This is a genomic window from Pedococcus sp. P1_H8, from assembly GCF_056405175.1.
In genome coordinates, this window is the sequence record NZ_JBFUCP010000011.1 from 66,137 (window position 1) to 89,995 (window position 23,859).

Annotated in this window: 23 protein-coding genes, 1 tRNA gene and 1 pseudogene; 7 read left to right on the forward strand and 18 right to left on the reverse strand. The window is 66.7% G+C overall.

Annotation, left to right across the window (positions count from 1 at the left end; translation table 11 throughout):
- Nucleotides 1-174: 174 nt before the first annotated feature.
- The gene (locus tag AC1DYG_RS16185) at nt 175-510 is read right to left on the reverse strand and encodes a WhiB family transcriptional regulator (protein WP_477640894.1); all 336 of its coding nucleotides are present in this window, start codon (nt 508-510) and stop codon (nt 175-177) included.
- A 271-nt stretch (nt 511-781) separates the two neighbouring features.
- Here AC1DYG_RS16185 and AC1DYG_RS16190 point away from each other — a divergent pair, with 271 nt between their 5' ends.
- Nucleotides 782-3,214 (forward strand): transglycosylase domain-containing protein, encoded by a 2,433-nt coding sequence (locus AC1DYG_RS16190; protein ID WP_477640895.1) that lies wholly within the window; start codon nt 782-784, stop codon nt 3,212-3,214.
- A gap of 114 nt (nt 3,215-3,328) precedes the next feature.
- Here AC1DYG_RS16190 and AC1DYG_RS16195 read toward each other — a convergent pair whose 3' ends face one another.
- Entirely contained in the window at nt 3,329-3,793 is a 465-nt protein-coding gene (locus AC1DYG_RS16195; protein ID WP_477640896.1) for a GatB/YqeY domain-containing protein, read from the reverse strand.
- 78 nt (nt 3,794-3,871) lie between these two features.
- Between AC1DYG_RS16195 and AC1DYG_RS16200 the strand changes: the two genes are divergently transcribed.
- A complete protein-coding gene (locus tag AC1DYG_RS16200; RefSeq protein WP_477640897.1) occupies nt 3,872-4,807 on the forward strand; it encodes a metallophosphoesterase in 936 nt (311 codons plus the stop codon).
- Between the two features lie 103 nt (nt 4,808-4,910).
- Nucleotides 4,911-4,987: transfer RNA gene (locus AC1DYG_RS16205), tRNA-Pro, on the forward strand.
- 81 nt (nt 4,988-5,068) lie between these two features.
- Here AC1DYG_RS16205 and AC1DYG_RS16210 read toward each other — a convergent pair.
- The 6 genes from AC1DYG_RS16210 to AC1DYG_RS16235 are packed head-to-tail and all read right to left on the reverse strand — an operon-like array spanning nt 5,069 to nt 10,287.
- Entirely contained in the window at nt 5,069-6,208 is a 1,140-nt protein-coding gene (locus AC1DYG_RS16210) for a tyrosine-type recombinase/integrase (protein ID WP_477640898.1), read from the reverse strand.
- A complete protein-coding gene (locus AC1DYG_RS16215; protein ID WP_477640899.1) occupies nt 6,205-6,441 on the reverse strand; it encodes a helix-turn-helix transcriptional regulator in 237 nt (78 codons plus the stop codon). The genes AC1DYG_RS16210 and AC1DYG_RS16215 overlap by 4 nt, the downstream gene beginning before the upstream one ends.
- Nucleotides 6,438-8,000: a replication initiator gene (locus AC1DYG_RS16220; protein WP_477640900.1), complete on the reverse strand. Its 1,563-nt coding sequence runs from the start codon at nt 7,998-8,000 to the stop codon at nt 6,438-6,440. Before AC1DYG_RS16220 ends, AC1DYG_RS16215 begins: the two co-directional genes overlap by 4 nt.
- 3 nt (nt 8,001-8,003) lie before the next feature.
- Nucleotides 8,004-9,560 (reverse strand): FtsK/SpoIIIE domain-containing protein, encoded by a 1,557-nt coding sequence (locus tag AC1DYG_RS16225; protein ID WP_477640901.1) that lies wholly within the window; start codon nt 9,558-9,560, stop codon nt 8,004-8,006.
- 14 nt (nt 9,561-9,574) lie between these two features.
- On the reverse strand, nt 9,575-9,823 hold the full coding sequence (locus tag AC1DYG_RS16230; protein ID WP_477640902.1) for a hypothetical protein: 249 nt from the start codon (nt 9,821-9,823) through the stop codon (nt 9,575-9,577).
- On the reverse strand, nt 9,823-10,287 hold the full coding sequence (locus AC1DYG_RS16235; protein ID WP_477640903.1) for a plasmid replication, integration and excision activator: 465 nt from the start codon (nt 10,285-10,287) through the stop codon (nt 9,823-9,825). Before AC1DYG_RS16235 ends, AC1DYG_RS16230 begins: the two co-directional genes overlap by 1 nt.
- 122 nt (nt 10,288-10,409) lie before the next feature.
- Between AC1DYG_RS16235 and AC1DYG_RS16240 the strand changes: the two genes are divergently transcribed.
- From AC1DYG_RS16240 to AC1DYG_RS16250, 3 genes are all read left to right on the forward strand, one after another.
- Complete coding sequence (locus AC1DYG_RS16240) at nt 10,410-11,210, forward strand: GntR family transcriptional regulator (protein ID WP_477640904.1); 801 nt, start codon at nt 10,410-10,412, stop codon at nt 11,208-11,210.
- 19 nt (nt 11,211-11,229) lie between these two features.
- Complete coding sequence (locus tag AC1DYG_RS16245) at nt 11,230-11,886, forward strand: YdcF family protein (RefSeq protein ID WP_477640954.1); 657 nt, start codon at nt 11,230-11,232, stop codon at nt 11,884-11,886.
- 274 nt (nt 11,887-12,160) lie between these two features.
- Nucleotides 12,161-13,195 carry an SIR2 family protein gene (locus AC1DYG_RS16250; RefSeq protein ID WP_477640905.1) on the forward strand — a complete coding sequence of 345 codons (1,035 nt, stop codon included), beginning with the start codon at nt 12,161-12,163 and terminating at the stop codon, nt 13,193-13,195.
- Nucleotides 13,196-13,583: 388 nt separating this feature from the next.
- Here AC1DYG_RS16250 and AC1DYG_RS16255 read toward each other — a convergent pair whose 3' ends face one another.
- From AC1DYG_RS16255 to AC1DYG_RS16265, 3 genes are all read right to left on the reverse strand, one after another.
- Nucleotides 13,584-13,928 carry a hypothetical protein gene (locus tag AC1DYG_RS16255; protein ID WP_477640906.1) on the reverse strand — a complete coding sequence of 115 codons (345 nt, stop codon included), beginning with the start codon at nt 13,926-13,928 and terminating at the stop codon, nt 13,584-13,586.
- A gap of 108 nt (nt 13,929-14,036) precedes the next feature.
- The gene (locus tag AC1DYG_RS16260; RefSeq protein WP_477640907.1) at nt 14,037-14,555 is read right to left on the reverse strand and encodes a DUF6584 family protein; all 519 of its coding nucleotides are present in this window, start codon (nt 14,553-14,555) and stop codon (nt 14,037-14,039) included.
- 328 nt (nt 14,556-14,883) lie between these two features.
- Entirely contained in the window at nt 14,884-15,405 is a 522-nt protein-coding gene (locus AC1DYG_RS16265; RefSeq protein WP_477640908.1) for an HNH endonuclease, read from the reverse strand.
- A gap of 366 nt (nt 15,406-15,771) precedes the next feature.
- Here AC1DYG_RS16265 and AC1DYG_RS16270 point away from each other — a divergent pair, with 366 nt between their 5' ends.
- Nucleotides 15,772-16,380 (forward strand): hypothetical protein, encoded by a 609-nt coding sequence (locus tag AC1DYG_RS16270; protein ID WP_477640909.1) that lies wholly within the window; start codon nt 15,772-15,774, stop codon nt 16,378-16,380.
- Nucleotides 16,381-17,341: 961 nt separating this feature from the next.
- Here AC1DYG_RS16270 and AC1DYG_RS16275 read toward each other — a convergent pair.
- From AC1DYG_RS16275 to AC1DYG_RS16305, 7 genes and pseudogenes are all read right to left on the reverse strand, one after another.
- Complete coding sequence (locus AC1DYG_RS16275; protein ID WP_477640910.1) at nt 17,342-17,773, reverse strand: hypothetical protein; 432 nt, start codon at nt 17,771-17,773, stop codon at nt 17,342-17,344.
- A 119-nt stretch (nt 17,774-17,892) separates the two neighbouring features.
- Nucleotides 17,893-19,047: a hypothetical protein gene (locus AC1DYG_RS16280; protein ID WP_477640911.1), complete on the reverse strand. Its 1,155-nt coding sequence runs from the start codon at nt 19,045-19,047 to the stop codon at nt 17,893-17,895.
- Between the two features lie 56 nt (nt 19,048-19,103).
- Nucleotides 19,104-19,766 (reverse strand): annotated as a pseudogene (locus tag AC1DYG_RS16285) (ABC transporter ATP-binding protein); the annotation flags it as partial.
- A gap of 142 nt (nt 19,767-19,908) precedes the next feature.
- Nucleotides 19,909-20,250, reverse strand: a complete 342-nt coding sequence (locus AC1DYG_RS16290; RefSeq protein ID WP_477640912.1) for a hypothetical protein — start codon at nt 20,248-20,250, stop codon at nt 19,909-19,911.
- A gap of 375 nt (nt 20,251-20,625) precedes the next feature.
- The gene (locus AC1DYG_RS16295) at nt 20,626-22,374 is read right to left on the reverse strand and encodes a S8 family serine peptidase (RefSeq protein ID WP_477640913.1); all 1,749 of its coding nucleotides are present in this window, start codon (nt 22,372-22,374) and stop codon (nt 20,626-20,628) included.
- Between the two features lie 157 nt (nt 22,375-22,531).
- Complete coding sequence (locus AC1DYG_RS16300; protein ID WP_477640914.1) at nt 22,532-22,882, reverse strand: hypothetical protein; 351 nt, start codon at nt 22,880-22,882, stop codon at nt 22,532-22,534.
- A gap of 52 nt (nt 22,883-22,934) precedes the next feature.
- On the reverse strand, nt 22,935-23,726 hold the full coding sequence (locus tag AC1DYG_RS16305; RefSeq protein WP_477640915.1) for a VOC family protein: 792 nt from the start codon (nt 23,724-23,726) through the stop codon (nt 22,935-22,937).
- Nucleotides 23,727-23,859 lie beyond the last annotated feature (133 nt).

The following is a 23,859-nucleotide window of genomic DNA, read 5'->3' on the forward strand; positions in this document are numbered from 1 at the left end:
GGACAAGGGTGCGCTTCACCCGACAACCGTTCCGGGGTGAGGCGCACCCTTCTCGGGTGGAGCGCTGCCAGTCCGGACGACGGGCCGATCAGGGCCGGACGCGACAAAGTCCCTGGACCCGGGGGGATGGGCAGGGACTCTGTCGTGGAGGTGACAGCCGTGGGGTGCGGACCGTCAGGCGCTCTCGGCCTCGGTCGGCGTCTGGTTGCGGGCCTGGGCGAACAGGGCGGCCCAGGAGGAGATGTTGGGTCGGCGCTTGAGCAGGGCCCGACGCTCACGCTCGGTCATCCCGCCCCACACGCCGAACTCGGTGCGGTTGTCGAGGGCGTCCGCGAGGCACTCGGCGATGACCGGGCACCGCTGGCAGACGACCTTGGCGGTCTGCTGCGCTGCGCCCTGGACGAACAGGGCGTCAGGGTCGGACTTGGAGCAGGAGCCCATGGGCGCCCAGTCATCCATCCATCCCGTGCCGACAGCCTGTCCGCCGGGTCGCGCTGGTGCGATGGTCATTTCGGTGCCTCCAGATACTGCTGATTCAGACGCTTCGCTGTGCGTCTTATGTCCGTATCGACGTTTGAAAACGATAGGAAGTGAAAGCACCTTCACGACATGGCCCATTCGTGTAGTTCTGCGATGGCCGAAGGGACTAGTCATTCCGAGCCATGCCGTCCCAGCACGAAGGGGTCGTGGCCAAAAGCGGCAAACGTGACAAGCGGGCCCAATTCGAGGCGACGGTCGTCCAGAACCGGGTTACCCCATGTTCGGCAGTTACCCTGTGGCCATGCACGAACGCGCCACCGACCTCGGAAAAGTTGTCAGTCTGCTCGGAGCCTTTGTCGCCACGGCGATGGTTGCGGGCATCTTGGCGGCCGGCCTGCTGATCCCCGCAGCCTTCGCCACGGGCCGCACGGCCACCGGTGGAGTGAAGATGTTCGACGACCTCCCGGGGGAGTTCACCGCCACCCAGCTGTCGCAGCAGTCCACGATCAAGGACGCGCGCGGCGGGATCCTGGCGACCCCCCAGCAGGAGAACCGGATCATCGTCAACCTCAAGGACGTCGCGCCGATCATGCAGAAGGCGCAGATCGCGATCGAGGACAGCCGCTTCTACGAGCACGGTGGCGTCGACCCGCGCGGCATCCTGCGCGCGGTCGCGTCCAACGCCCAGGGCGGCGACACCCAGGGTGCCTCCACGCTGACCCAGCAGTACGTCAAGCTCACGTTGCAGGAGAACGCCCTGCGCAACAACGACGAGGAAGCGGCCCAGGCCGCGGTGCGCAAGAGCGCCTCGCGCAAGGTCCAGGAGATCAAGTACGCGGTCACCCTGGAGAAGGAGATGACCAAGGACCAGATCCTGCAGGGCTACCTCAACCTGGCCTACTACGGCGACCTCGCGTACGGCATCGAAGCCGCCGCCCAGCACTACTTCAGCGTCAGCGCGAAGAAGCTCAACCTGCCCCAGGCAGCCCTGCTGGCCGGCCTCGTCCAGAACCCGGGCAAGACCGACCCCCGCAACAACCCCGAGAAGGCCCAGGCGCGCCGCGACGTCGTCCTGGACCGGATGCGCTCCCTCAACATCATCACCGACAAGGAGCTCAAGGCCGCCAAGGCGATCCCGGTCTCGAAGATGCTCAAGCTGAAGAACCCGCTGAGCAACTGCGCGGCCTCGTCCGAGCCGTACTTCTGCAACTACGTCATGGCCTACCTCAAGGACACCAGCAACCACGCCCTGGACGCCCTCGGCAAGTCGGAGCCGGAGCGGATCAAGAACATCACCGGCGCGGGGCTGACCATCCAGACCACCCTCGACCCGGTCGTGCAGAAGATGGCACTGAAGGAGCTCACCCAGCGCGTCCCGATCGGCAACAAGGCGCTCCCCCGGGCCAAGGGCGACAAGTCCAAGAACGGCAAGACGCGTTTCGTGGGAGCCGCCGCAAGCGTCGTCTCCCCCGGGACCGGCCGGGTCGTGGCCATGGTCCAGAACACCAGCTTCCCCAGGTCCAGCAAGGACACCAGCGTCGCCTACAACCAGGTCAACCTGAACGTGGACCGCGCCTACGGCGGGACCGTGGGCCAGCACTTCGGCTCCACAGCCAAGATGTACGCCATCGTCACCGCGCTGCAGAAGGGTCTGTCGGTCAACGGCACCGTCCCGTCGAAGTACGCCAACACCAAGAAGCCGGCTGTCTACAGCCCCGCTGAGCAGGGATCCTGCGGCTCGCAGGATCCCTGGATGGTCCGCAACGACGAGTCGATCGGCGGCAAGCCGATCCCCTTCAAGAAGGCCACCGCCAGCTCCGTCAACACCGCCTTCGCCTCGCTGGTCCTCAAGCTGGGAGTGCCGACCGTCCGCAAGACGATGACGACGATGGGTCTGCACTCTGGCAGCGGTGGGCAGATCGAGTGCGGCCCGTCAGCGGTCACGCTCGGATCAGCGGACGCGACCCCCCTGACCCTGGCCGCGTCGTACGCGACGCTGGCCGCGGATGGCAAGTACTGCCCGCCGAACCCCATCCTCTCGATCACCACGGCGGACAAGAAGCCCCTCAAGATCGGCGCCAACCCCTGCAAGCAGGTCATCGACAAGGACATCGCACGCGGCACGACCGAGCTCCTCAAGGGCGTCATCAAGAGCGGCACCGGCAAGGCCGCCTCGCTGGGCAGCCGTCCGGCCGCCGGCAAGACCGGCACGACCGAGGACAACGCCGAGGGCTGGTTCATCGGCTACACCGCCCAGCTCTCCACGGCAGTCTGGATCGGCACCCCCGACAGCCAGTCCAGCCTGCGCAACCTGACGCTCGGCGGCCGCAGCTACGGCGACATCTTCGGTGGCACCCTGTCCGCCCCGACGTGGCGGGCGATCATGCTCGGAGCCTCCGAGGGGATGCCCGAGCGCCAGTTCGGCGAACCCAGCGCCAAGGTCCTCAACGGCGACCGCATCGCGGTGCCGGTCGTGAGTGGCATGTCGATCGCCGAGGCCAGCGCACGGCTCAAGGAAGCCGGTTTCCTGGTTCAACTGGCCGGGCAGACCCCCAGCGGGTACCCGCAGGGCATCGTGGTCTACACCGACCCGAGTGGCACGGCGCTCCGCGGGTCGACGGTCGGCCTCTACGTCTCCACCGGGGTCGCCCCCGTCCCCAAGCCCCCCAAGACCCCGGACCCGAAACCGACCAAGACCAAGGGCCCCGGGCCATTCCCGCCACCACCAGGGTGACCCCCTGATCACCGTGAACGAACGGGGCCCCTCACCATCGCGGTGAGGGGCCCCGTTCGTTCGGTATGCCGCGCGAGTGCCCGGCTGCGCGGGGCGCCGGCCCCGCGGCATACCTCAGGCTTTGGTGAGCGCGGCCTTGACGGTGGCCGCCACGCGCCCACCGTCGGCGCGTCCGGCCACGACGCCCTGGGCGACCTTCATGACCTGGCCGAGCTGCGGCATCCCGGTCGCGCCGGTCTGCTCGATGGCGGCGGCGACGATGGTCGTGAGCTCCTCGTCGGAGAGCTGGGCGGGCAGGTAGGCCTCGAGCACGAGGAGCTCGGCCTCCTCCTTGGCCGCCAGCTCGGGACGGGCCGCATCGGCGTAGGCAGTCGCGGCTTCCTTGCGCTTCTTGGCCTCCTTGGCAAGCACCTTGAGCACCTCGTCGTCGCTGAGCTCGCGGGCCTCGGTGCCGGAGACCTCTTCGTTGGTGATGGCGGTCAGCGCCAGGCGCAGGGTGCCCGAACGCACCTGGTCGCGCTGACGGATCGCGTCGGTGAGGTCGCTCTGGACGGTGGCCTTGAGGCTCTGGTCGGTCATGCGACCAGTCTCTCAGGCGGGAGGTGGGCCGACCTACCGACTTCTGTTGACAAGCACTTCTTTGCAAGGATGGCGGCGATGAACACGATCCTGGGGGCTGCGGCCGGCGTCGCCGCGCTGGGCGTGGCCGGCGTCGGCTACGCGAGCGTGGTGGAGCGGAACTGGTTCGCGCTGCGCCGGTTCGACGTGCCGGTGCTGAATCCGGGATCTCGGCCGCTGCGGATCCTGCAGGTCTCCGACCTGCACCTCGTGCCCCGGCAGCGCCGCCGCATCGAGTGGGTGCGGGGGCTGGCCGCCCTGGAGCCGGACCTCGTCGTGAACTCGGGCGACAACCTGGCCGCGCTCGACGCCGTGCCGGGGGCGCTGCACGCGATGGCGCCGCTCTTCGAGTTCCCGGGCGTCTTCGTCATGGGGTCGAACGACTACTACGCGCCGGTCCCCAAGAACCCTGCCCGCTACCTCACCCGGCGTCACGCCGAGGCACCGCCCGGCCTGGTGCGCCTGCCGATCGAGGACCTGCGCGCCGGCCTGTGCGCCGGCGGCTGGGTGGACCTCGACAACGTGCGCACGACGCTCACGGTGGGGGGCGCCGAGGTCGAGTTCGTGGGCACCGACGACGCGCACGTCCACAAGGACAGGTATGCCGGTGTCGCCGGACCCGCGTCCACCTCGGCTGCCCTGACCATTGGCGTTACGCACGCGCCCTACCAGCGGGTGCTGGACCCGATGGCCGCCGACGGTGCTCGGCTGCTGATCGCGGGTCACACCCACGGTGGGCAGCTCGCGTTGCCGTTCTACGGTGCGCTGGTGACTAACTGCGACCTGCCGACCGACCGCGCCAAGGGGGTCTCGCGGTGGTGGCCGGGGGCCGGTTCGGCACCCTCGTCGGCGGCTCCCCCGGACGCGGCGTGGCTGCATGTGTCGGCCGGGCTCGGCACCTCTCCGTACGCCCCGGTGCGGTTCGCCTGCCGACCGGAAGCCAGTCTGCTGACCCTGGTGCCCGTCGGCTCCTGAGCGGGCGCGAGGCACCCGGCATACCGATTGGGAGGGGCCGGGTCGGGTGGGCTATCCTTCGATGTCGCTGCTCCCGTCGAACTGGCGTGGGTGGCGATAGCCACGGGGTGTGGCGCAGCTTGGTAGCGCGCTTCGTTCGGGACGAAGAGGCCGCAGGTTCAAATCCTGTCACCCCGACCAACACGTTTCCGCAGGTCAGAGCCACAATCAGAGCCACTGCGACGACATCGAACAGCACGAAGAATGCGGCGTGCGAGCCCATTACGAGCCCTCGGGATTCTCGACGGGCTCGTCCGCCTTCTGGGGCGCCACGTCGGCCGCGTCAGCCAAGCCCTTGGCCATCATGTCCGCTGCCCTCGTCAGGGTGTCATTGAGGACGTGCGCGTAGAGGTCGAGCGTCATGCTTGCCGTGCTGTGACCCATGAGGCTCTGGACCGCCTTGAGGTCGCCGGTCATCCGGAGCCATGCCGTCGCGGCGGTGTGCCGCAGGTCATGGGGACGCAGGCCTACCCGGTCGACGACCTCACACGCCTCCTTCCACCCTCCGTCTCGCCGCCAATGCCGTGAGTCGAGGCGGGCGCCGCGGGGCGAGGGGAAGAGCGGCGCGTCCGGCTTCCCAGTCAGGTGGCGCTCCACGATGGGCACCAGCTCGGGCAGGACCGGCACCATCCGCGTGACACCTCGCCCACCTTTCGTCCCCGGCAGGGTGACCCGTTTGCCCTCCTCGTCGAGGACGTGCCGACGTCTGATTGCCAGAAACAGCCGCCCGTCGTCGTCCCGGACCGCGTCACGCTCGTCGAGGGCGGCTATCTCCGACCAGCGCAGACCAGCCAACGCCAAGACCAGGGCGATCTCGTGATGCGGAGGTTTGAGGGCTGCTACGAACACACGCAGCTCGGCCAGCGAGAGCGCCTGACCCGGGGTGCCCTTGGTCCCCGCGATCTTGATCCCAACCGCTGGGTTGCGGGCGATCCGCCCGTCCTCGACCGCGTAGGCCAACACGCCCCTGAGCACCCGCAACGCGTCACGCTTGGTCCTCGGCGCAGCCGGCCCGTTCTTGGTCATCAGCCCCGCCACCCACTCACGGACCATCGGAGCCGAGACCGACGCCAGCGGCCGTTTCCCGAACGGACCCTCGAGGTACGCGTGCCAGATCGCCCGGTCGTTGCGCCGGGTTGAGCCCTCGACGTCTCTCGATGCCAGCCACTTCTCGAACAACGCCCCTGCAGGCAGCTGACCCCGCGAGGGATCGAGCCATGAGCCGCGGTCGATCTCCGTCCTCTGCTCGGTCAGCCACCGGATGGCGTCCTGTCGGCGCGTGAACGTCCTCGAGTCCCGATGCCCTCGGTACTTCAGGAACGCCCGCCACGACTTGCCGTTCGGCGTCCGGTAGACGCTCATCCGGCGCTCCGGAACTTGTAGGTGGCCGACTCCCCGGGCTCCTCCGTGGACTCGACCAGCCACTCGCGCAGCACGGACTCCCGCCACACCACCTTCTTGCCGATCTTCGTCCCTGGGGCGAACTTGCCCTCGGCCCGAAGACTCCAGACCGTGCGAGCGCAAACCCCCAGGTAGTCGGCCACTTCCCTCACATTCATCAGCCGCTCTCGCGGCGGCATCTCCTCGACCGTCATTGGTCGTCCCTCCTCATCTCGTTCGATGCCTTTGCTCGCTTCTGCCCTGCCCGGTGTTGGGCGTACTCGCGAGCCCGAGCGGCAGCAGCGCGGGCGAGTGCGACGTCGCCTTCGGTGTCCCACCCGGTCCCGACGAACGACCAGGACCCGACAACGAGCGTGGCTTCGTCCTCGTCGTCAGCGAGCAGCTGGGCTTCCATCGACGCGAGGTCGACGGGTATGCCGGTGCGTTGCGCGTCTGCCATGAGCACCTGGGCGCGTCGACGTGCGCGACGCAGGGCGCCGAGGGTCACGGAGTAGCCGCGTGACTTGGTCGCAAAGTGGCCGCGGAACCCGAGGGCGGTGTGCCACTTGCCGAGGAGCCCGTATGGCAGCTCTTTCAGGTCGCATGGCATCTGCTCCGCGACCCATTCGTCCTCGACGAGGGTGGCGAATTCTCCTGCGACGGTTTGGATCCGGCGCAAGTGTGGGTTCGACGCCCCTCCGTCCACGGTGTCGGTGGCGGATTTGGTCGAGTACTTCGCCAGGTACCCGGCGACCTGCTCCGCGTTGAGGGGTCCGTCTGGGTCATCGGTGCGGTGCCCGACCTTCACCGGGCGGGAGTCGACCTGGGCGCCGAACGCCAGCACCCTCGGCACGTCACTGGCGAAGACTGGCGGGGCAGTGAACCGGACCGATGCAACGGCCTCCGCGACGACCTCGGCAAGAATCTCGGCTGTGACCCTGTCGGGGGCGGGCGCGAAGCATTCATCGGTCTTGGGTCCGTCGAGGCGGACGAGGGCGTGGAAGTGGATCAGCCCGCGCCGTTGGTACTCGGCCACCTTGGAGTACTGCACGTTCGCGACATGCTTGAGCCGGGACTCCTTGACCCCGAGCCGGCGTGCCAGCGCGCGCTTGATGCCGATGTTGAACCGTCGCCACAGTTCGGGCGCCCACCACTGCCACACGATGTGGGAGGCGTAGTCGTAGCACTCCCAGCACAGCGGCTGCCCCAGCAGTTCGTCCCCGTCCTCATGCTTGGTCGTGCAGGTGGTGGGCCGGCCGTGCTCGCACCGAGGAGTCTTGGCGTGGGGTCGGCAGCGGCGTTCGTTGTCGCGCAGCCCGTGGACGTGCCCGAACGAGGGTGCGGTGACGGTGGCGAAGACCAGCGGGTTCTCCCCCACCCGTTGCGGGACGCCCTTGCCTCCCGCGACTCCGGCCTTGATGAGGTGGAACATGTCGGCCGCGTAGACCCGTGAGCACGACGGGCACTCGGAAGCTCGGCGGTTGCCGCACCGGATCAAGGTGGTCCCCAGCGGCTCGGCGTCGGACGAGTAGGTGGACAGCACCTCACCCGTGGCCGCGTCGACGCGCATGGACGATCCGGTGAGGTGGATCGGGTTGGTGCACGACCCGACCCGGGCGACCGCGTTCGACCAGTCCTCGAAGTCCGGCGACAGCAGCCGCGCCATGACCTGGGCCGCGACCCGAGGCGAGGCCAACTCGAGATCCAGCGCGGCCTCGTCCCCGAACCCCGCAAAGGGCTCAGGTCTCGTGGCAGCGGCGACGATGACAGTCACGGGTCAGGCCACCGGGGATCCGTCACGGTTGCGCGGCTTGCGCGGGGTGCGTGGCTTCCTGGGCTTACCGCCAGGGTCAGGGGTCGGCTCCTGAGTCGGCGAGGGTGTGCCAGGGCGCGACCACGAGTCGAGCGGGTCGACCGGCTTCGGAGGTCGTGGTGCGGTCAGTGCTGGTGAGGCGGTGACCGATCCGGCGAGAGCATGGATGTCGTCGTCGGTGAGGTAGGAGGCGCGGACTCGGCGGATGGCGCGGGTGCCCTCGACCCGGACGAACGCGACACCGGGGGTTTGTTCGTTGATGTGGTCGGCGGTGGCGCCCATGTCGCGGGCTCCTTCGCCGAGGACCATGTCGACCTGGATCGGGTTGTCCAGGCGCATCGCGACCCGGGTGGGGAACAGGTCGCGCCAGCCGACGACGTCCTTGCCGGGGTCCTGCACCGCCGCCAGCACGGTGATCCCGGCCGCGCGGCCCTTGGTCAACAACAGCCCGAGGGCATTGTCGATCCGGCGCACCACGTCCCGTTCGGCGAACGCGGTCAGGGTGGCGAGTTCGTCGATTACGGCGAGCAGGTGCGGCGACTCAGGGGACGGTTGGTGCTTGCGGACTCCCAGGTGCGCTAGTCGCTTGGCGCGCTGGTCCATGACCGCGACGAGGTCTTCGAGCAGGTCGCACATCGTCTCGGGGGTGCCGTCCTCGAATCGGGAGAACAGCCGCTGCCCTGGGCGCAGTTCCATGCCGCCCTTGGGGTCGATAGCCCACACCTGCACCCAACCGGCATTGATCGCCGGGGACAGGCCGCGCAGTAGTGACCACAGGATGGAGCCCTTGCCGGCCCCGGTGGCTCCCGCGATCAGGACGTGCGTCTGCCACAGCGAGAACAGCCAGGGCGTGCCGTCCTCGTGCCGCCCGACCGGGACGGCTGCAAGGTTCAGCTCCCCTGACGCCAGCACGGGCAGAGGTTTGATGGTGTCGGTCAGGACGTCCGTGTGGTGCAGCTCGACCCACACCGATGATGTCCCGGCCCGGGTGATCCTTGCTTCGCGGACTCCGAACGCGACCGCGATCGCATCGGCGCGGCGCGCATAATCGTCCAAGGTCAGCCCGACCGGGATCACCAGCAGGACACGGACGATCCCCGCCTTGGTGACTCGGACCCGTGACAGAGCGCCGTAGGTGTAGCCGCTGCGTCGCCCGTCGCGCTCGGGGACGACGAGCCCGAGCCGGGGAGCGATGCGCGCCCACTTCGCCGGGTACATCATCGACAGCCACAGCCGGGTCAGGCGTGGCCGGACCTGTCCCCGATAGGTGTCCGGCCACACGACCCGCCACACCAGCAGGGCGGCAAGCAGGGCCACGACGAGACCGACAGCCAGCCACCGGCCAACCATCTGGTCGACGGCCAGCAAACCGGCCGCGGGCGCCGACACTGCCGGGAACCGCACCGCCAGCACCACCAACCGCACGGCCGTCTTCACGATCAGGAACGCCGACCGGAACGCGCCCTCGATCAAGATCGCGACCGGGTCGTCACTGCCGAACATGCCAGCCCTACGGCCCATCACCATCACCCCCTTCAGGCGGTACGCCGTGCGTCGGCGGCCACGGCCATCAGCTGCCCCTGCGCGGCACTCCACGCCGACAAGGCCCGCCACAGCGTCGCCCGGAAGTCCTGCTGCGGGGCGTCCGCCAACTCCTGGTGCAGCTTGGCCATCTCGTGTCGCAACCCGTCCATCCGCGACACCTCCAAGCCCAGCACCGACGGCAGGTCACGAACATCGACCTCCAGCGCGTCAGCCCACTGGACCGCTTCGACGGGGCGCATCACGCCGCACCCTTCTCAGACGCCGCCTGCGGCTTGGCAGCGGTCAACCCGTTCGGCTTGGCGCCGGGGGCGTGCATCCCTTCCGCACGCAGCGACCATCCGATCTTCGGCCGCTTGCCACGGTCGTCGATCCACGCCGTCACCGTCAGGTTCTCGAACTCCACCGGCCGCAGCTTCTGACCCTCCACCTTCGACGGAGGCACCGGTTGCACGTCGGCGGCGATCTTCACCGTCACCTCGCCCTGGTTCTTCGGGGCCTCCTCGTCATAGTCGACGACGCGGACCTCCCACACCCGCAGCCCGGACTCCTTGTCCCGGACCTGCACATCACCCGGCTCCCTGCCCTCGGCCTTCGCGGCCTGGATCAGGTCGAAGTCCTCCACCGCCGTGACCGGCCCGCGCATCCCCACACCCTCAGGGAAGACGTCCTCGAACCGGACCCGCATCCTCTGCTGAATAGCCATGACACTCCCTCTCGTAGTGGAACCACTTAGAGGTGGTTCTATTGAGGAACGTACCATATGCCCGTTTTTAGAACCGGTTCTATTTGCCAACTTTTTACTTTGGGTCGATTAGCAGTAGCGTTATGGCAGGTCAGAGCGCGGACGAAAGGCGTCGGATGGGCATGGGCTATCGAGAGCTTGCGGCGCAGCTGCGCGGCGATATCGAGCGGGGCGACTACAGCCCCGGGTCCACGCTGCCCAAGCAGGACGACCTGGCAGCCGAGTTCGGGGTCAACGTCAAGACCATCCGCAACGCCGTTGCCCTCCTCGAGGCCGAGGGGCTGGTGACCCCGGTTCGACGACGAGGGACCGTCGTTCGCGAACGACCACCCATGCGGCGACTGGGGGCCGAGCGGTACTCCAAGAGCAAGTGGAAGTTCGGCGACAGCGTCGCGTTCATCGCCGACCGCGAGGCATCCGGACAGCCATGGCAGCGAAACGATCAGACCCAGACCGTCGAGCTGGTCAGCCCGCCCCCGCGAGCCGTCGAAGTGCTCGGCATCGAGCCCGAGAGCCGGGTCTACGCCCGAGCGCGCATCGTCAAGCAAGAGGGCCGGCCCACCCACACGCTCACGAGCTACTACCGGCCTCAGGACGTCGAAGGCACTCCCCTGGTAGACGCGACGCCGGGACCGGCTGGTCGTGGTGGTGGCTTCGCCGTCCTCACCCTCCAGGGCCTTGAGCCCCACGAGGTCACCGAGACGTTCCACGCGCGAATGCCGACCCCGGACGAGATCTCGACGCTGGAACTCCCAGCCGGAGAGCCGGTCATGATCCTTGAGCGGATCACCCGGACCAAGGACGGATATGCCGTGGAGTACGCGACCGGAGTGCACGCCGCGTCGCGTTTCTCGTGGACCTACACCTACGACATGCCTGACTGAGGAGCCCGCAGTGAGCGTCATGGACGATGCCCAGATCCTTTGGGACTACCACCAGATGCACCACGAGCCGCGGAACACCGACATCGCCATAGGGCTCGGCAGCCACGACATCGGCGTCGCGGAACACACTGCCGACCTCTACCGCCAGGGCCGGTTCCCGCTGATCGTCTTCACCGGGGCCAACGCACCGACAACGGTCGGCGTCTTCCCCCGAGGCGAGGCCGTCCACTACGCGGAACGCGCCGAAGAGCTCGGGGTGCCCGACACTGCGATCGTCCTTGAGGAACATGCGCGCAACACTGGCGAGAACTTCACCCTCAGTCGGGCGCTGCTCGACCGTGAAGGCATCCTCCCCAAGTCCGCGACCATCGTCAGCCGGCCCTACCAACAGCGCCGCGCCTACGCGACCTGCCAGAAACTCTGGCCAGAGCTAGACGTCGTCTGCTCGTCGCGCCCCCAGTCATTGACCGAGTACGTCGCGTCGATTGGCGACGAGGACAGGGTCCTCAACATGCTCGTCGGCGACACCCAACGCATCTGGGTCTACGCCGACCAAGGCTTCGCCGAAGCGCAGAACGTCCCGCCGCACGTCATGGCCGCATTCCGGCGACTCGTGAGCCACGGCTACATAAGCAGGCTCACTCGGTCCAACCCGACCGCTGGAGGAAGTCTCTAGCGGTCTGCCGGGGATGGCGACACGAATCCGAGGGCCGCGTGCAATTCGCGATAGGAGCTAGCGCGACGTCACCAGGTCACCGTTGACGCGCGCATAGGATCGTCGGGTGCTCAGGCGAACCGTTGTCTTAGGGGCCGGCTTCTCCCGCGCCGTGTCGGACCAGATGCCCCTAACCGATGGCCTAGGGACGATGGTGTCGGCCCGGCTTCGAGACCAGGGCCACGATGTCCCGAGAGACTTTGAGGGCGGTACGTTCGAGACTTGGGTTTCATCGTTGGCCGAACCGCAGCCCTACTTGTCTGAGGCAGAGAATCTGGAGAGTCGCGCCCTATTCCTCCGCGTCGCTTCAGAGATTCGTGAGGTCCTAGTCGAGGTCGAGCAGGAGGTGCTCTCCCATCCTCCGGCATGGAGCCTGCAGTGTTTCGTCGGGGCGTTGCACACTGCCCGCGCCGACGTGATCACCTTCAACTACGACACGTTGCTTGAGAGAGCCATCGGGCAGCAGGGCCGAATCGATTGGGATACCAGCACTCAGGTGTCTGGCGTGCACGTCATACAGAACCGCCCCGCACCGCCCCCAACGCCGGGCATGTGGGGAATCGGATCCGCCGAAACCTTTCGCCTCCTGAAACTGCATGGCTCGCTGGACGTGTTTTGGGTTCCAGACGATCGAACCGGAGCAACTATTAACCGCCTCGGCGACGGTTGGCGCTGGACAACAGGCGCCCTCGATCCAAGGGCGCGAGAACTGCGCCTGCCGGGTCGATCACCCTTCATCGTCCCGCCCGCAGCGACGAAGTCCGCCTTCTACGGCAACCCGTTCAGTAACCAACTGTGGCGAGAGGCCGCCAATGCCTTGACCTCGGCTGAGCAAGTGGATGTGGTGGGTTACAGCTTGCCCGCCACAGATCTCGTCGTTTCGAGCATGATCAAGCACGCCTTGGCGGAATCTCCTTCGCAAGTGACCGTCGTAAACCCTTGCCCCGACCCGGTCGCCGGTCGATTGCATGATCAGGGGATCGAGGTATCGCGTATTCAGTGTGTGAGTGGTGACGGGGCGTTCGATGAGTACGTGGACGACTTCCAGCGCTCATTCCGTCCGCTCTTGGAATCATCGGATGCCTTCAAGTTCGCGCTCGCACAGGACTCCCAACTCATCGTCGCCTCCGGCCGGAACTCCGGCGCCCCCGTGCTGGACATGCACGTCGAGGCGGAATCAGGACAGTCCGGCTTCGGGTCGGCGATCGGGTGCGAGAGGGAAAGGACCAAGGCACCCACCCGGGAACCGTCCTCCGAGCATCCGATCTAGTTGGCCCGACAGGTCAGCCCGATCGCCTCCTCATCGAGTACCCCGACGGCAGGTCTGCCTACGTGGTAGCTGCCACATTCTGGGGGATGACCGCTCTCGGGGACACGAATTGGCTCGCCCTGGTTCCGACCGCGCTCCCCTGGTCGGATTTCGATGTCTAACAACTGATTCCGCCCATGTCGATGCACACCTGCACCTGTCCCACAGTGGTGCAATTGATCTGCGCCAGCCGGGGTGCGCCTGTGATCCGACAGGCGAGGTGCGCCTGTCTTGAGTCAGTAGCTTCTTGACAGATCTATGTCACCACCTGCTTGACGGTCTAGACCCATGGGTGCGGTACGCGCACTCATCTGCCGAATTGAGGGCGTCAAGCGTGCACGTCTGGGAGTCAGTCGTCGACGGCCAGGTCGATCACATACCGTCCCTCGGCTTCACTGTGGAGGTCGTCCGGGATACTGCTCCACGGCCCGAGCAGGGCTGCCCGGGCTTGGGCGTAGGCGAGGTCGGGCTCGCCGACTTTCGAGTAGTCCGCGATCCGGCTTAGGGACGGGTAGATATTGACCTCTCCCACGACGAAGCCCTCCATCCCCATTAGGCGGAGACCACGCCTTTGCGCAAGCTCCACCGCAGCGATGGCGTCCTCATAAGGGACCCAGACCTCTCCGCCCGGCGTGGTGTGGGATCCGAGGAAGCGTGCTAGCAACTCGCGTCCGAACGAGCCGTGATCTGTCATGACCCGAGTGTGTCGCACCCACGCGTCCCTACGACCAGGATCCCGCAGATCGCCGATCCCGCTGAGGCGATCAAAGACCGCCAACGTCCGGATCTACCGCATTTCGCGTCAACCGCTGAGCCAGCCGATCAACACCTTGACACCCTGGATCACGAAGGAGATCCCACCGAGGACGAATAGTCCGATGACGGCGAAGAGCACGAACTCGCCCAGCCGATCCCCCCAAGTGGTCGAAGCCTGTTCGTGATTCGGCAGCTTGTCCCACGACAAGGGATGACCAACGAGGTGCTCGGCCTCGGAACGGACAGCTGCGAGGCGCGCCGCGACCTCTGACCCTGCGGCGTTCTCAGGACCACGCCAGGCCAACGCTTTCATTCGACGAACGGGGTCTGCGTACTCACGCTCAAACGCAGCCACCTCGGCCCGGTCTGCTGTGTCGCTGAGAAACGACCAACGACCCGCCTGGCTGGCCACGCCATCGCGGCGGTAGAGCTCAGCCAACTGCTCACGCAGGTCCAGCCGATGTGGCGAGGTGCCCACCAAACCGCGAAGGCGCTGTCTGGCCAAGGCGGACCGGCCCACTGCCAGATCCTCTCGTACACGCGCAAGCGTCTCGTCCTCAGCCACGGCACCAATCATGACGGCCGTGCAGAGCGAACGCTACCGACTTGTCAAACACTCGCATCTGCCGCATTCCGCTCGCCTGCCGGAACCTGTGTCAAGCACCTGCTGACACACGACCGTCAAGCACCTACCGGGACAGGACACAGGCGAGGTGCGCCGGCCCGTGAGCACTTTCCTTACTGGCTCAAGCGCGGCTCCGCCGCGAGGCGCGGGGCCTCCGCGATGGGGGCCCCGCGCTGCGGGCGCTTCGCGCCCTACGCGCACCCCCACCGCACCCCACGCACGACAGACCAAAGCGCCCCGATCTCTCAGGGCGCTAGTTACGGATGGATCACTCCAGGGTGAGGCTCGCTCCCTTGCGGCGGTTGCAATCGGAGCACAGCAGCTGCAGATTCTGGGCCGTGCTACTACCGCCCATAGCGACCGGAATCACGTGGTCGAACTGGAGGTTGACGGAACTGCCGCACCCTTGGCACCGCCCTCCATCCCGGACCCACACGTACTTCTTAACTTCGTCGGGGATACCAATGCGCAAGAAGCCATCAGCTATGGGGTCACCCAGGCCGGCCACCTGCTTAGCCCGCTCCACCTGGGCGACATTCCGCTTCCGTCTGGCGATAAGGAGAGCTGCAACCGCCTCACCGTCCAACCCCTCGTCCTCCCAGTAGAACTTATCCTCAAACTGCCAATAGTTACGGCCGCTCTCGGTCCACACCAACACTGCGGTGTTTGGTTGTCCTTGGCACCGAGCGTCGTACTCCTGTCGAGTCTCGAGTGCGATTTTGACCCAGCGCTGGCCCCCGGTGAAGCGCGTCCAACCCTTCCTCCCGAACACCTTTTCCGCCCAGATCAACTGAGGACCGTTCATCCGGCGAAGCACTGTCAACCACCAACCTCTCTCGTCCTGACCTGACCCGACAATCATGCCGCCCCAAGAGGCCGCGAGGCCCTGACGCCGCCGACCCTGCGCTCCACTCTCCGCCCACCTCCGGGCCGCATCAAGGGCGCTACGCGTCACTCCGTGATGGCCTCCGGCCACCCTTGACCCGACCACTCCGGCAGGCTCCCCTGCTCCGCTATCGGGTCGGTGGCTCGATGTGGTCCAGGCTTCACCCACCAGACCCATCCAAGGCCAGGTCCCGAAGACGACCAGCATTACCACGGCGTGTCCGACTGTATTGAACGGCTGACTGTCATCCCCAGCGCCTACGTTCGCCACGTGGACTCCGCCTTGATCATCAACGCTGCTACGGCACTCGGTTCCGCCGTCGTGGGCGCCGCCGCGGTGCTCCTCGCTCAACGCAACCAGTGGAAGCGGGATTCGCATGCAGCGACCGCGGACCAACTTAAGCGCGCCGTTGAGGAGGTTCTGGTCAAGGCTCAATCGGTCGCGATGAGGTCGAACGAATTCACGCTCCTGGGCGCCAGCATTAGTTCGCCTGGTGGGCAGTTTGCCCGACTGATCGGCACCGTAACGCCGCTCGACATTGCCGCCCTGTTCGATGCCATGAATGCCGACGTTGAAGCCATGCAGCGGGCTGGTGCCCGGATTTGGATGGAGAGCGACCAAGAAACCGTATCGCTCACGAATGCTGTGGTCGTCGCTGCGGCCGAGGTGATTGACGCCCACCAAACACCGTTGCCGGGAGGCAGGGTGGTCAACTTCTGGCGAACCTTGCTCAAGGGCCAGCAGTCCGGCGATCCAAGCCAGGTCAAAGATGCGCGGGAAGCACTCGGCCAAGCCCGGAAAGTCCTGGTCGAACACACTCGACGCACTCTGAAGCTGGAGCACGTCGACCTCTTCGCTCTGCCGACAGACACGGCGTGACCGTGATGAGACGGTCACGCTTCCAGATTTCCTAATCAGGTACCTGAGAGGTACCCACAGGGTCTGAAACAGCCAGAACCACCAGGCATGCGCTATGGTCCAAACCGTTGCGGCACAATGGAATTCAGATCCTTTCGCACCCTCGGGCTCGCTCCTAACGCGGGGCTTCCTCAAGTCCGATGCCTGGGCTGCCGTCTGAGGGCCACAGGTCGTCATCTGTGATCTGCCCGCGGGCCTGGCATACGTCCACCAGGGAACTGATGAACTTCTGGCACAGCAGCCTTCCGGCGGTCGACTCCTGCCCTGGAATCGAGAGCTCGAATGTGTACTTGTGGGCAACACCGGACTCGGTTGGATCCGCCACCTCGATGCTGAACTCTGAGTAGTCCTCCAACCAGTCGAGTCCAACCAGGCGAACCAGCGGGTACCAGTCCATCCATTCCCCGGCGTCGAAGAAGAGAATGCGATTCGCTCCCAAAACAAGCCCGCGGACAGGCCCCCCGGGGCGCGCTGGGTCACGTAGTTGGTACGCATGGAGCCAACCAACCGGTGCAAATGGCAACAACCGCACGGGCCAGACGTCGCGAATGCGTGCCCAAACCTCTTCGTCTCTGCTAGCGGTATACCGCTTAGCGATTCGGCGCCACATGGCTCGACGCTACGCAATGTCCGGGTTCGAAGGTGCCCTAATGGCCAAGAGCGGTATGCCTGCGGATCTCTGACTCGCGAGCCCGTTGCGAGCCCGCACGCCCTCAGAACACCCGATGTCGTCAACCAACTTGCCACCGGATTGCATTGTCCTGCAACGGAAGGTGACCCCACCGAAATGCCCGAGCGCGTTCGGGACGAAGAGGCCGCAGGTTCAAATCCTGTCACCCCGACTCGACAAAGGGCCGGAACGGCGTCAGCCGGACCGGCCCTTGTCGCGTCCGGGGACAAGGATGCAGGGAGCCGGGAACCCTCAGGATCTGACTTCCTTTGCACCCAGTTTCACGTAGACGGAGCCTGCACTGAACAGAATGACGGCCGGAACCAGTACACCGATGTCATGCAGTGCCGAGCTGACCGGCTGCGTCTGGCTGGCTCCGTCGACGAGCAGGCCAATCGCACCCATCGACAGCACCAGGGACCAGGCGTACTCGCCCATCGCCACCAAGGCGATCAACCCCACAGCCATCAGGAGCATGATCCTCGGCCACTGCGTGGGGCCGCTGTCAACGCCCCACGTTGCAGGCAGGTATGAACCGAGCGTCAAGGCGCAGGCGGTGACTGCGCGGACCAACCGAACAGTGGGCTCGCGGCTGAGGCCCGCATCGAGCCCGGGAACCACCGCGTACAGGGGGCCGAGCAGAACGGTGACGGCAGCCAGCATCACCAGCAGCGCAACGGGCACCGAACCCGAAGTGAGCGGGATGTGGATGTCAGATCCTCGGTTGGCCCACCCGACGAGCCCTAGCGCGGCCGTCCAGATGAGGCTCGCGCGCCAGCGCTGTACCCGGAGAAGTAGTCCGATCATGAATCTGGCGAGCGCGCCGGCCTGCAGCCAGAAATCGACGCATAGGCGGACACGACATCGGTCGGCGCTGCAACCGCAGGCCGGCCGTCCGCGAGGGCTTTGGCCGTCCATGTCATGACCACCTGCTGATCGGACAGGAGCCCCTTTGGTGGCTGCGGCCCGAAGTACTCCTGACAGAGTCGAGGCATTGCCAGAGTTGCTGCCAAGGACTGCGCCGTCACGCGCCCGGAGTCGATGTCTTCCGGCCCCACGCGGAGAAGTCCCGCTTCCTCCGGAAGCGAGAACACGTCATCACCGCGCCGCAGGTCGTATCTCGTCCTCCACTGGATCCCCGACGCGTCCAGGAGCCGAGTAGCCCTTTCCAGACCGCCCGCCGAGAGCGTCAATAGGGCACGACCATCTGGCGGACCGCACACCACGACCGTTTCCCCGACGCAGATCGGCCTCTGCTCTCTCGCTTGGTACGTGTTGCCGTCGCTGCTCGCAATCCCATGGACGCCAGTTGCGACAAGCAGGGCGACCATGGCGACGACCGGTGCTGGCGTTGCGCCTCCCCATGCTGAGGCGACCTGTCGTCGATGCCAGACGACTGCGAGTGCGGCAAAGGCCAAGCTCATGGCAATCGCATTCACAGCGGCCGCGGGGACCTGCTCCGTCCCGATGAGACTCCCCGTGGATCGACCAGCAACGAAGATTCCCGGGAGGCCAAGAACATTGGCCAGGATCACCAACACATACACGACGATCGCTGCGGAAGGCGCGGCTGCGACACTTCGGAACCGGGAACCCCACGCCAACCCGAAGAAGGATGCGGCCAACAACGCAGCGGGAACCTGGAAGAAGATCCAGGGATCCGGCGTGCCGGACGCGCCGTGGCGGGCGGCCATGAATGCGGCGGAGCCGGCAACAACCACCCATGCCAACACTGCCCACGCCCAGCCTGCTACCGCGATCAGGGACAGGCCCACGCGTGGCGTCGTCCCGGCAAGAGCCTCCAAGGTAGGGGTGGCGCGCCTACCACGGTCGTATGCCACGAGGCCGGCAACCAGGGGGCTGAGCAGAATCGTGGGCGTTGACGCGTTGCTCAGGGCCCAGTTCCACTCGTACTGCCATCCGGACCGGGCGTAGGCCACCACGGCAGCAGCAGCCACCAACCCGGGCCAGGCGAACTTGGCACTGGAACGCCACAACCACATCCGAAGTCCGCTCACGGGGTGACCTGTGCGCGTCGTGTCGAAACAATCTGGAGAAAGCCGGCTTCCGCCGTGCGGCCGGCAGGAGTCCCGCCTGGCGCGTGGGCCTGTAGGCCACCGATGTCGCCGTCGAACGCCAACCAGCCGTCATGGAGAACCAGGACGCGCTGCGCGGCCTCGGTCACGTCTTCCATCACGTGGCTGCTCAGCAACACGCATCCGTCGAGCTGCGACAGCAGGTCGACCATGATGCGTCGTTGTTCCGGGTCCAATCCAGTACTCGGCTCATCGAGCAGAAGCACCTCGGGCTGGGCCGCGAGGGCTTGCGCCAGCCCCACTCTGCGGACCATGCCCCCCGACAGCTCACCGATGCGGGAGGACATCCGATCGCCCAGCCCCACGAACTCAAGCGACGTGCGGGCCTTCTGGCGGGCTGATCTGGAACCAGCGCCGCGCATCCAGGTCAGGTACTCCACGAGTTCAAGAGCAGTGAAGTTCGGCGGAAATCGAAGCTCTTGCGGCATGAGTGCACAGCGACCGAGCGCTTCCTTGCGCTGGCCCCGAGCGTAGGGGTTGACTTCCGCGATCCGTACCCGTCCCGACTGCGGCCTGAGTCCCCCGGAGGCAACGCGCATGAGGGTGGTCTTCCCCGCTCCGTTCACTCCGACCAGAGCCGTGACCCCGGCCGACAACGTGGCGCAGACCCCTTGGAGCACATCCCTGGAGCCATAACCGAACGTGACGTCGTCAACAACCAAACCCATGTGCTTCCCCGGTGTCGATCCACGGTGCAGTCGGGACGTGTACGGATGTCACGCTTTAGAGGGACCCGGACTTCGTGGACGAACAAGCATCGGGTGACCAGGGGTTGTCCTCGCACGCCTTCACGCCGAACAAGTGCGACGAGATGTAGTTGCCGTTGACGTCCTTGGTGGCCATCGTGGCCCACCAACTCTCGCCGTCCGCCCGTCGACCTGTCTGCGCGGAGGAGTAGTACGTCATCGTGCCGATCCTGGTAGACCCCTTGACGTCGATGAACGTCCGGTAGCCGTTGGACTTGTTGTCCGTGAGCTGGGTGCCCAACTTCGCCTGGTTCCAAGCGTGGAAGGTCAGCGAACCAGCCCCTTGGCCGGCAAGGGTTCCCGCGCTGTAGACCTTCATGGGGCTACTCGTGGTTGCAAAGGCCCAAGCCGCTGCACTCGAGGCGCCAGCGATCGAGACGAGGGCCACCAGTCCCCCGCTCCGAACCAACCGTTTTGATGACTGTCATCTGCCGTGCTCCCTTCGATCTATCGGGTCGCAGGCGCGCCGCCCCCCCCACATCTCCCGATGTTCATCCCACGACCATGTGGGTGCGGCGGACGCTAACAGCAGACCACAAGGCCATCTGAAATGCGTCCAACTCCTTACCATCCACTGACCATCGCCATACCTTCTGCAGCCTGTGCCGACCACGTCGGGAGCCCGGCGCGCCCGCCGCAGCAGAAGGCCCCGGCGAGTGCGCCGAGGCCTTCCGCGTTGCTGACGAACCAGCGGTTACTGCACCACTCCCAGGGCGTTGACGATCCCCGCGCCGTAGAAGGCGTTGAAGTCGTCGGTGCCGTTGCAGGTGGCGGTGAACTGGGCCGAGCGGCCCTCCTGCAGGTAGGACTGCACGCCACCCGGCGGGCAGGCGTGGTTGGTGGCGGTGGCCATCATGAGGGAGGCCACTGCGTCGGGAGACATGGTCATGCCGCGGCTGCCGTCCACGGTGCCGTGGGCGCTGACAGCGAGGGCTGCGACGCCGGCGGCGTGTGGTGACGCCATCGAGGTGCCCTGCAGGAACTGGTAGTAACCGCAGTCGCTGTTGGCGCCCTTGGTCACGCAGTCACGCTGGACACCGGCTGCCACGCCGTCCTCGTTGATGGTCCCGTCGGCGTCGACCAGGCCCTCGGCCTGGAGCACGTGCAGCGGAGCCGTGGAGAGGATCAGGTTGCCGTTGGTGCGGTAGGTCGGGGTGCCGAAGCCGTCCCGGAACCATCCGCCGGGCGCAGACACCTCGAGCTCACCGGACGTCAGGTCCGTGGCCCAGTTGGAGTAGTCCGACTTCTTGCCCGACGGCCCGAGAGCGGAGACGCCGATGACGTGCGGGCCCTCGACCGGCAGGTCCTTGCAGGTGGCGTTGTCGATCGTCCGCTCGTAGGGCGTGTTGTCCCACGAGAGGTCCGGGTTGTCGTAGTCCGGGCTGGAGAAGTCGTGCCGCGGGCTCGAGATGTTGTCGTGGTCGTTGCCCAGGGCAGCTACCTGCGTCACACCGTGGGCGTACGCGTAGTTGAGCGCACGCGTCATACCCTCGATGATGACCTGCTGGTCGGCCACGGCCGGAGCCGAGTCCTGCGGCGCACCGTTGGCGCAGTTGTACAGCCAGGGGTCGACGTAGAAGGACATGTTGACGACGTCGATGCCGACGTCGCCGGAGTAGGTGAGCGCGCTGGTCACCGGACCGAGGAAGAAGTAGCCGCTGTCCTGACCGCCTCGGACGTTGACCAGGGTCACGCCCGGGGCCACACCACTCACGCCGAGGCCGTTGAGGGCCGCGCCGATGGTGCCGGCGACGTGCGTGCCGTGACCGTTGTCGTCCACGTCGGCCGGGTCGACACAGCCTGCGTACTCGCACGGACCGTCGATGCCGACGATGTCCGTGGTGAAGTTCCGCGACTTCGCCGAGTCGAAGTTGGCCGCGAGGTCAGGGTGGTTGCCGTCCACGCCCGTGTCGATGATGCCGACGGTGACGCGCTTGTCGCCACTCTCGATGGCGTGGGCCGCGGAGCGGTTCAGCATGTCCATGCCCCACAGCTGGTTGTCGAGGGGGTCCTCGCCGGACTTGCGTGCCTCGTGCTTGGCCTGGCCGGTGCCCTTCGTCGTCGCGGCGGCGGCAAGGTGCTCTCGCTCCACGGCGTCCTTGGACACAGCGCCCTGTGGCGTGGAGCCGATGGACACGTCGGTCGCGACCCCCTTGACCCCGGAGATGGCGCCGGCGGAGGCGCGGAAGGCGCTGTCGCGCGATGTCACGCTGATCAGGCCGATCGCGGCGTTGGCCCGGGTGACCGTGGCTCCGGCCGCGCTGAGCTGGGCGGCGACGGCCGACGTCGACGCGCCGGCGTCGAGCAGGACCACATAGTTTGCTGCTGCGTCGGCGGCGGTGACCGCCGTCGTTGCTGCCGAGGCTGTCGTCACTGCACCGGTGATTCCGGCCGCAACCATCGCCCCGGCGGTAGCCGTGGCGAGCAGGCGTCCTCTACGCATGGATGACTCCCTTCGTGTGTCACGACCTCGTTGTCGCGCACGATTTGCAACCTACGACCGTTCGAGACAGGACGGAAGATGCAAGGGGCCGACAAAGCGAGGTATGGCGCGTGGTCGCCACCATCACGACCGCCGCCGTCACGAACGGCCACGCTCCTCATCCGCCTCCGCTGACGGCATACGAGACAAGAGCCAGGAAGGCCAGGAGCACCACCAGGAGGACGGGGATAGCTAGCGCGGTGGCAGTGACAGCGAGTCTGCGCTCGCGCGGGCTTGCCCCATCGGACACCTGTCTGGCTTGGCTTGCGCGCGACAGGGCCCAGACGGCAAGGCCAAGGGTGACCGGGAAGCTCCACATGTACCAACGGCCGGATGCGAAGCCGTGCAGGGCGCCCACCCAGCCCCGAACATCCGCGAGGGCCATCAGATGCGGCGCGACTGCCGCCAGGGCCACCACGACGGTCCACCCCTGCTCGGGGCGTTGACCGCGCTGGCGCCGGGTCGACACCACTCCACGATAGGGGTCTGCGCGCAGCACGTCGGCTGCGCCGACGGTCGTCCTATCGAGGGGTCAGGACGCAGAACTCGTTGCCGTCGGAATCTGCCAGCACGACCCAGCTGACGTCTCCCTGGCCGATGTCGACTCGGGTTGCGCCGAGGGAGACGAGCCGGTCGACCTCCGCCTGCTGGTCGCCGTCGAGCGGCGGCGCGAGATCGAGGTGCAGCCGGTTCCTGCCGGTCTTGGGCCGCACTGGCGGACCTCCCCAGGAGATCTTCGAACCACCGCTCGGCGACTGGATCGCGGTCTCCTCGTCCTGGTCCCACACGAGCGGCCAGCCGAGCGCCTCGCTCCAGAAGTAGCCCACCTCCTGCGAGCCGTCGCAGTTGACCGCCCCGATGAATCCGCAGTCAGCAAGGAAGTTGTTGCCCGCTTCGATGACGCAGAACTCGTTGCCCTCTGGATCGGCGAGCACGACGTGCCCCTCCTCCGGGCGCTGGCCGATGTCGATGTGATGGGCGCCGAGCTCGAGCGCCCTCGCCACGGTCCGCTCCTGGTCCCCGAGGGTGGTGCTGGTGAGGTCCAGGTGGATCTGGTTCGGGCCGACCTTCGGCGCCCCGGTCTTGACGAACCGGATCCGGAAGCCGGGGTCCTCACTCGGCAGGAGCACCAGCCCGTCGTCGGCGAGCCCGTCGTGGGTTCCGTCGTGGGGGTCGTCGACCAGCTCCCGGCCCAGGACCCCGGCCCAGAAGCGTGCGAGCCCGAGCGGGTCGTTCGCGGCGAAGCAGAGCGCGAAGAACTGGGAAGTCGCGGCCATGGCCATGATCATCGGCTGGTCCACGGTGGTCGGCAATGCATTAACGACGCGGGGCGCTGACCAGCAGTTACTTACGAAGAATTTACCCATGCCGCCCTCGTCGCCGACCTCAAGTCGGGTGACACTGACTCGGTTCGCCCCCGGCCAACCCGGGTGCGACGCCTGCAGC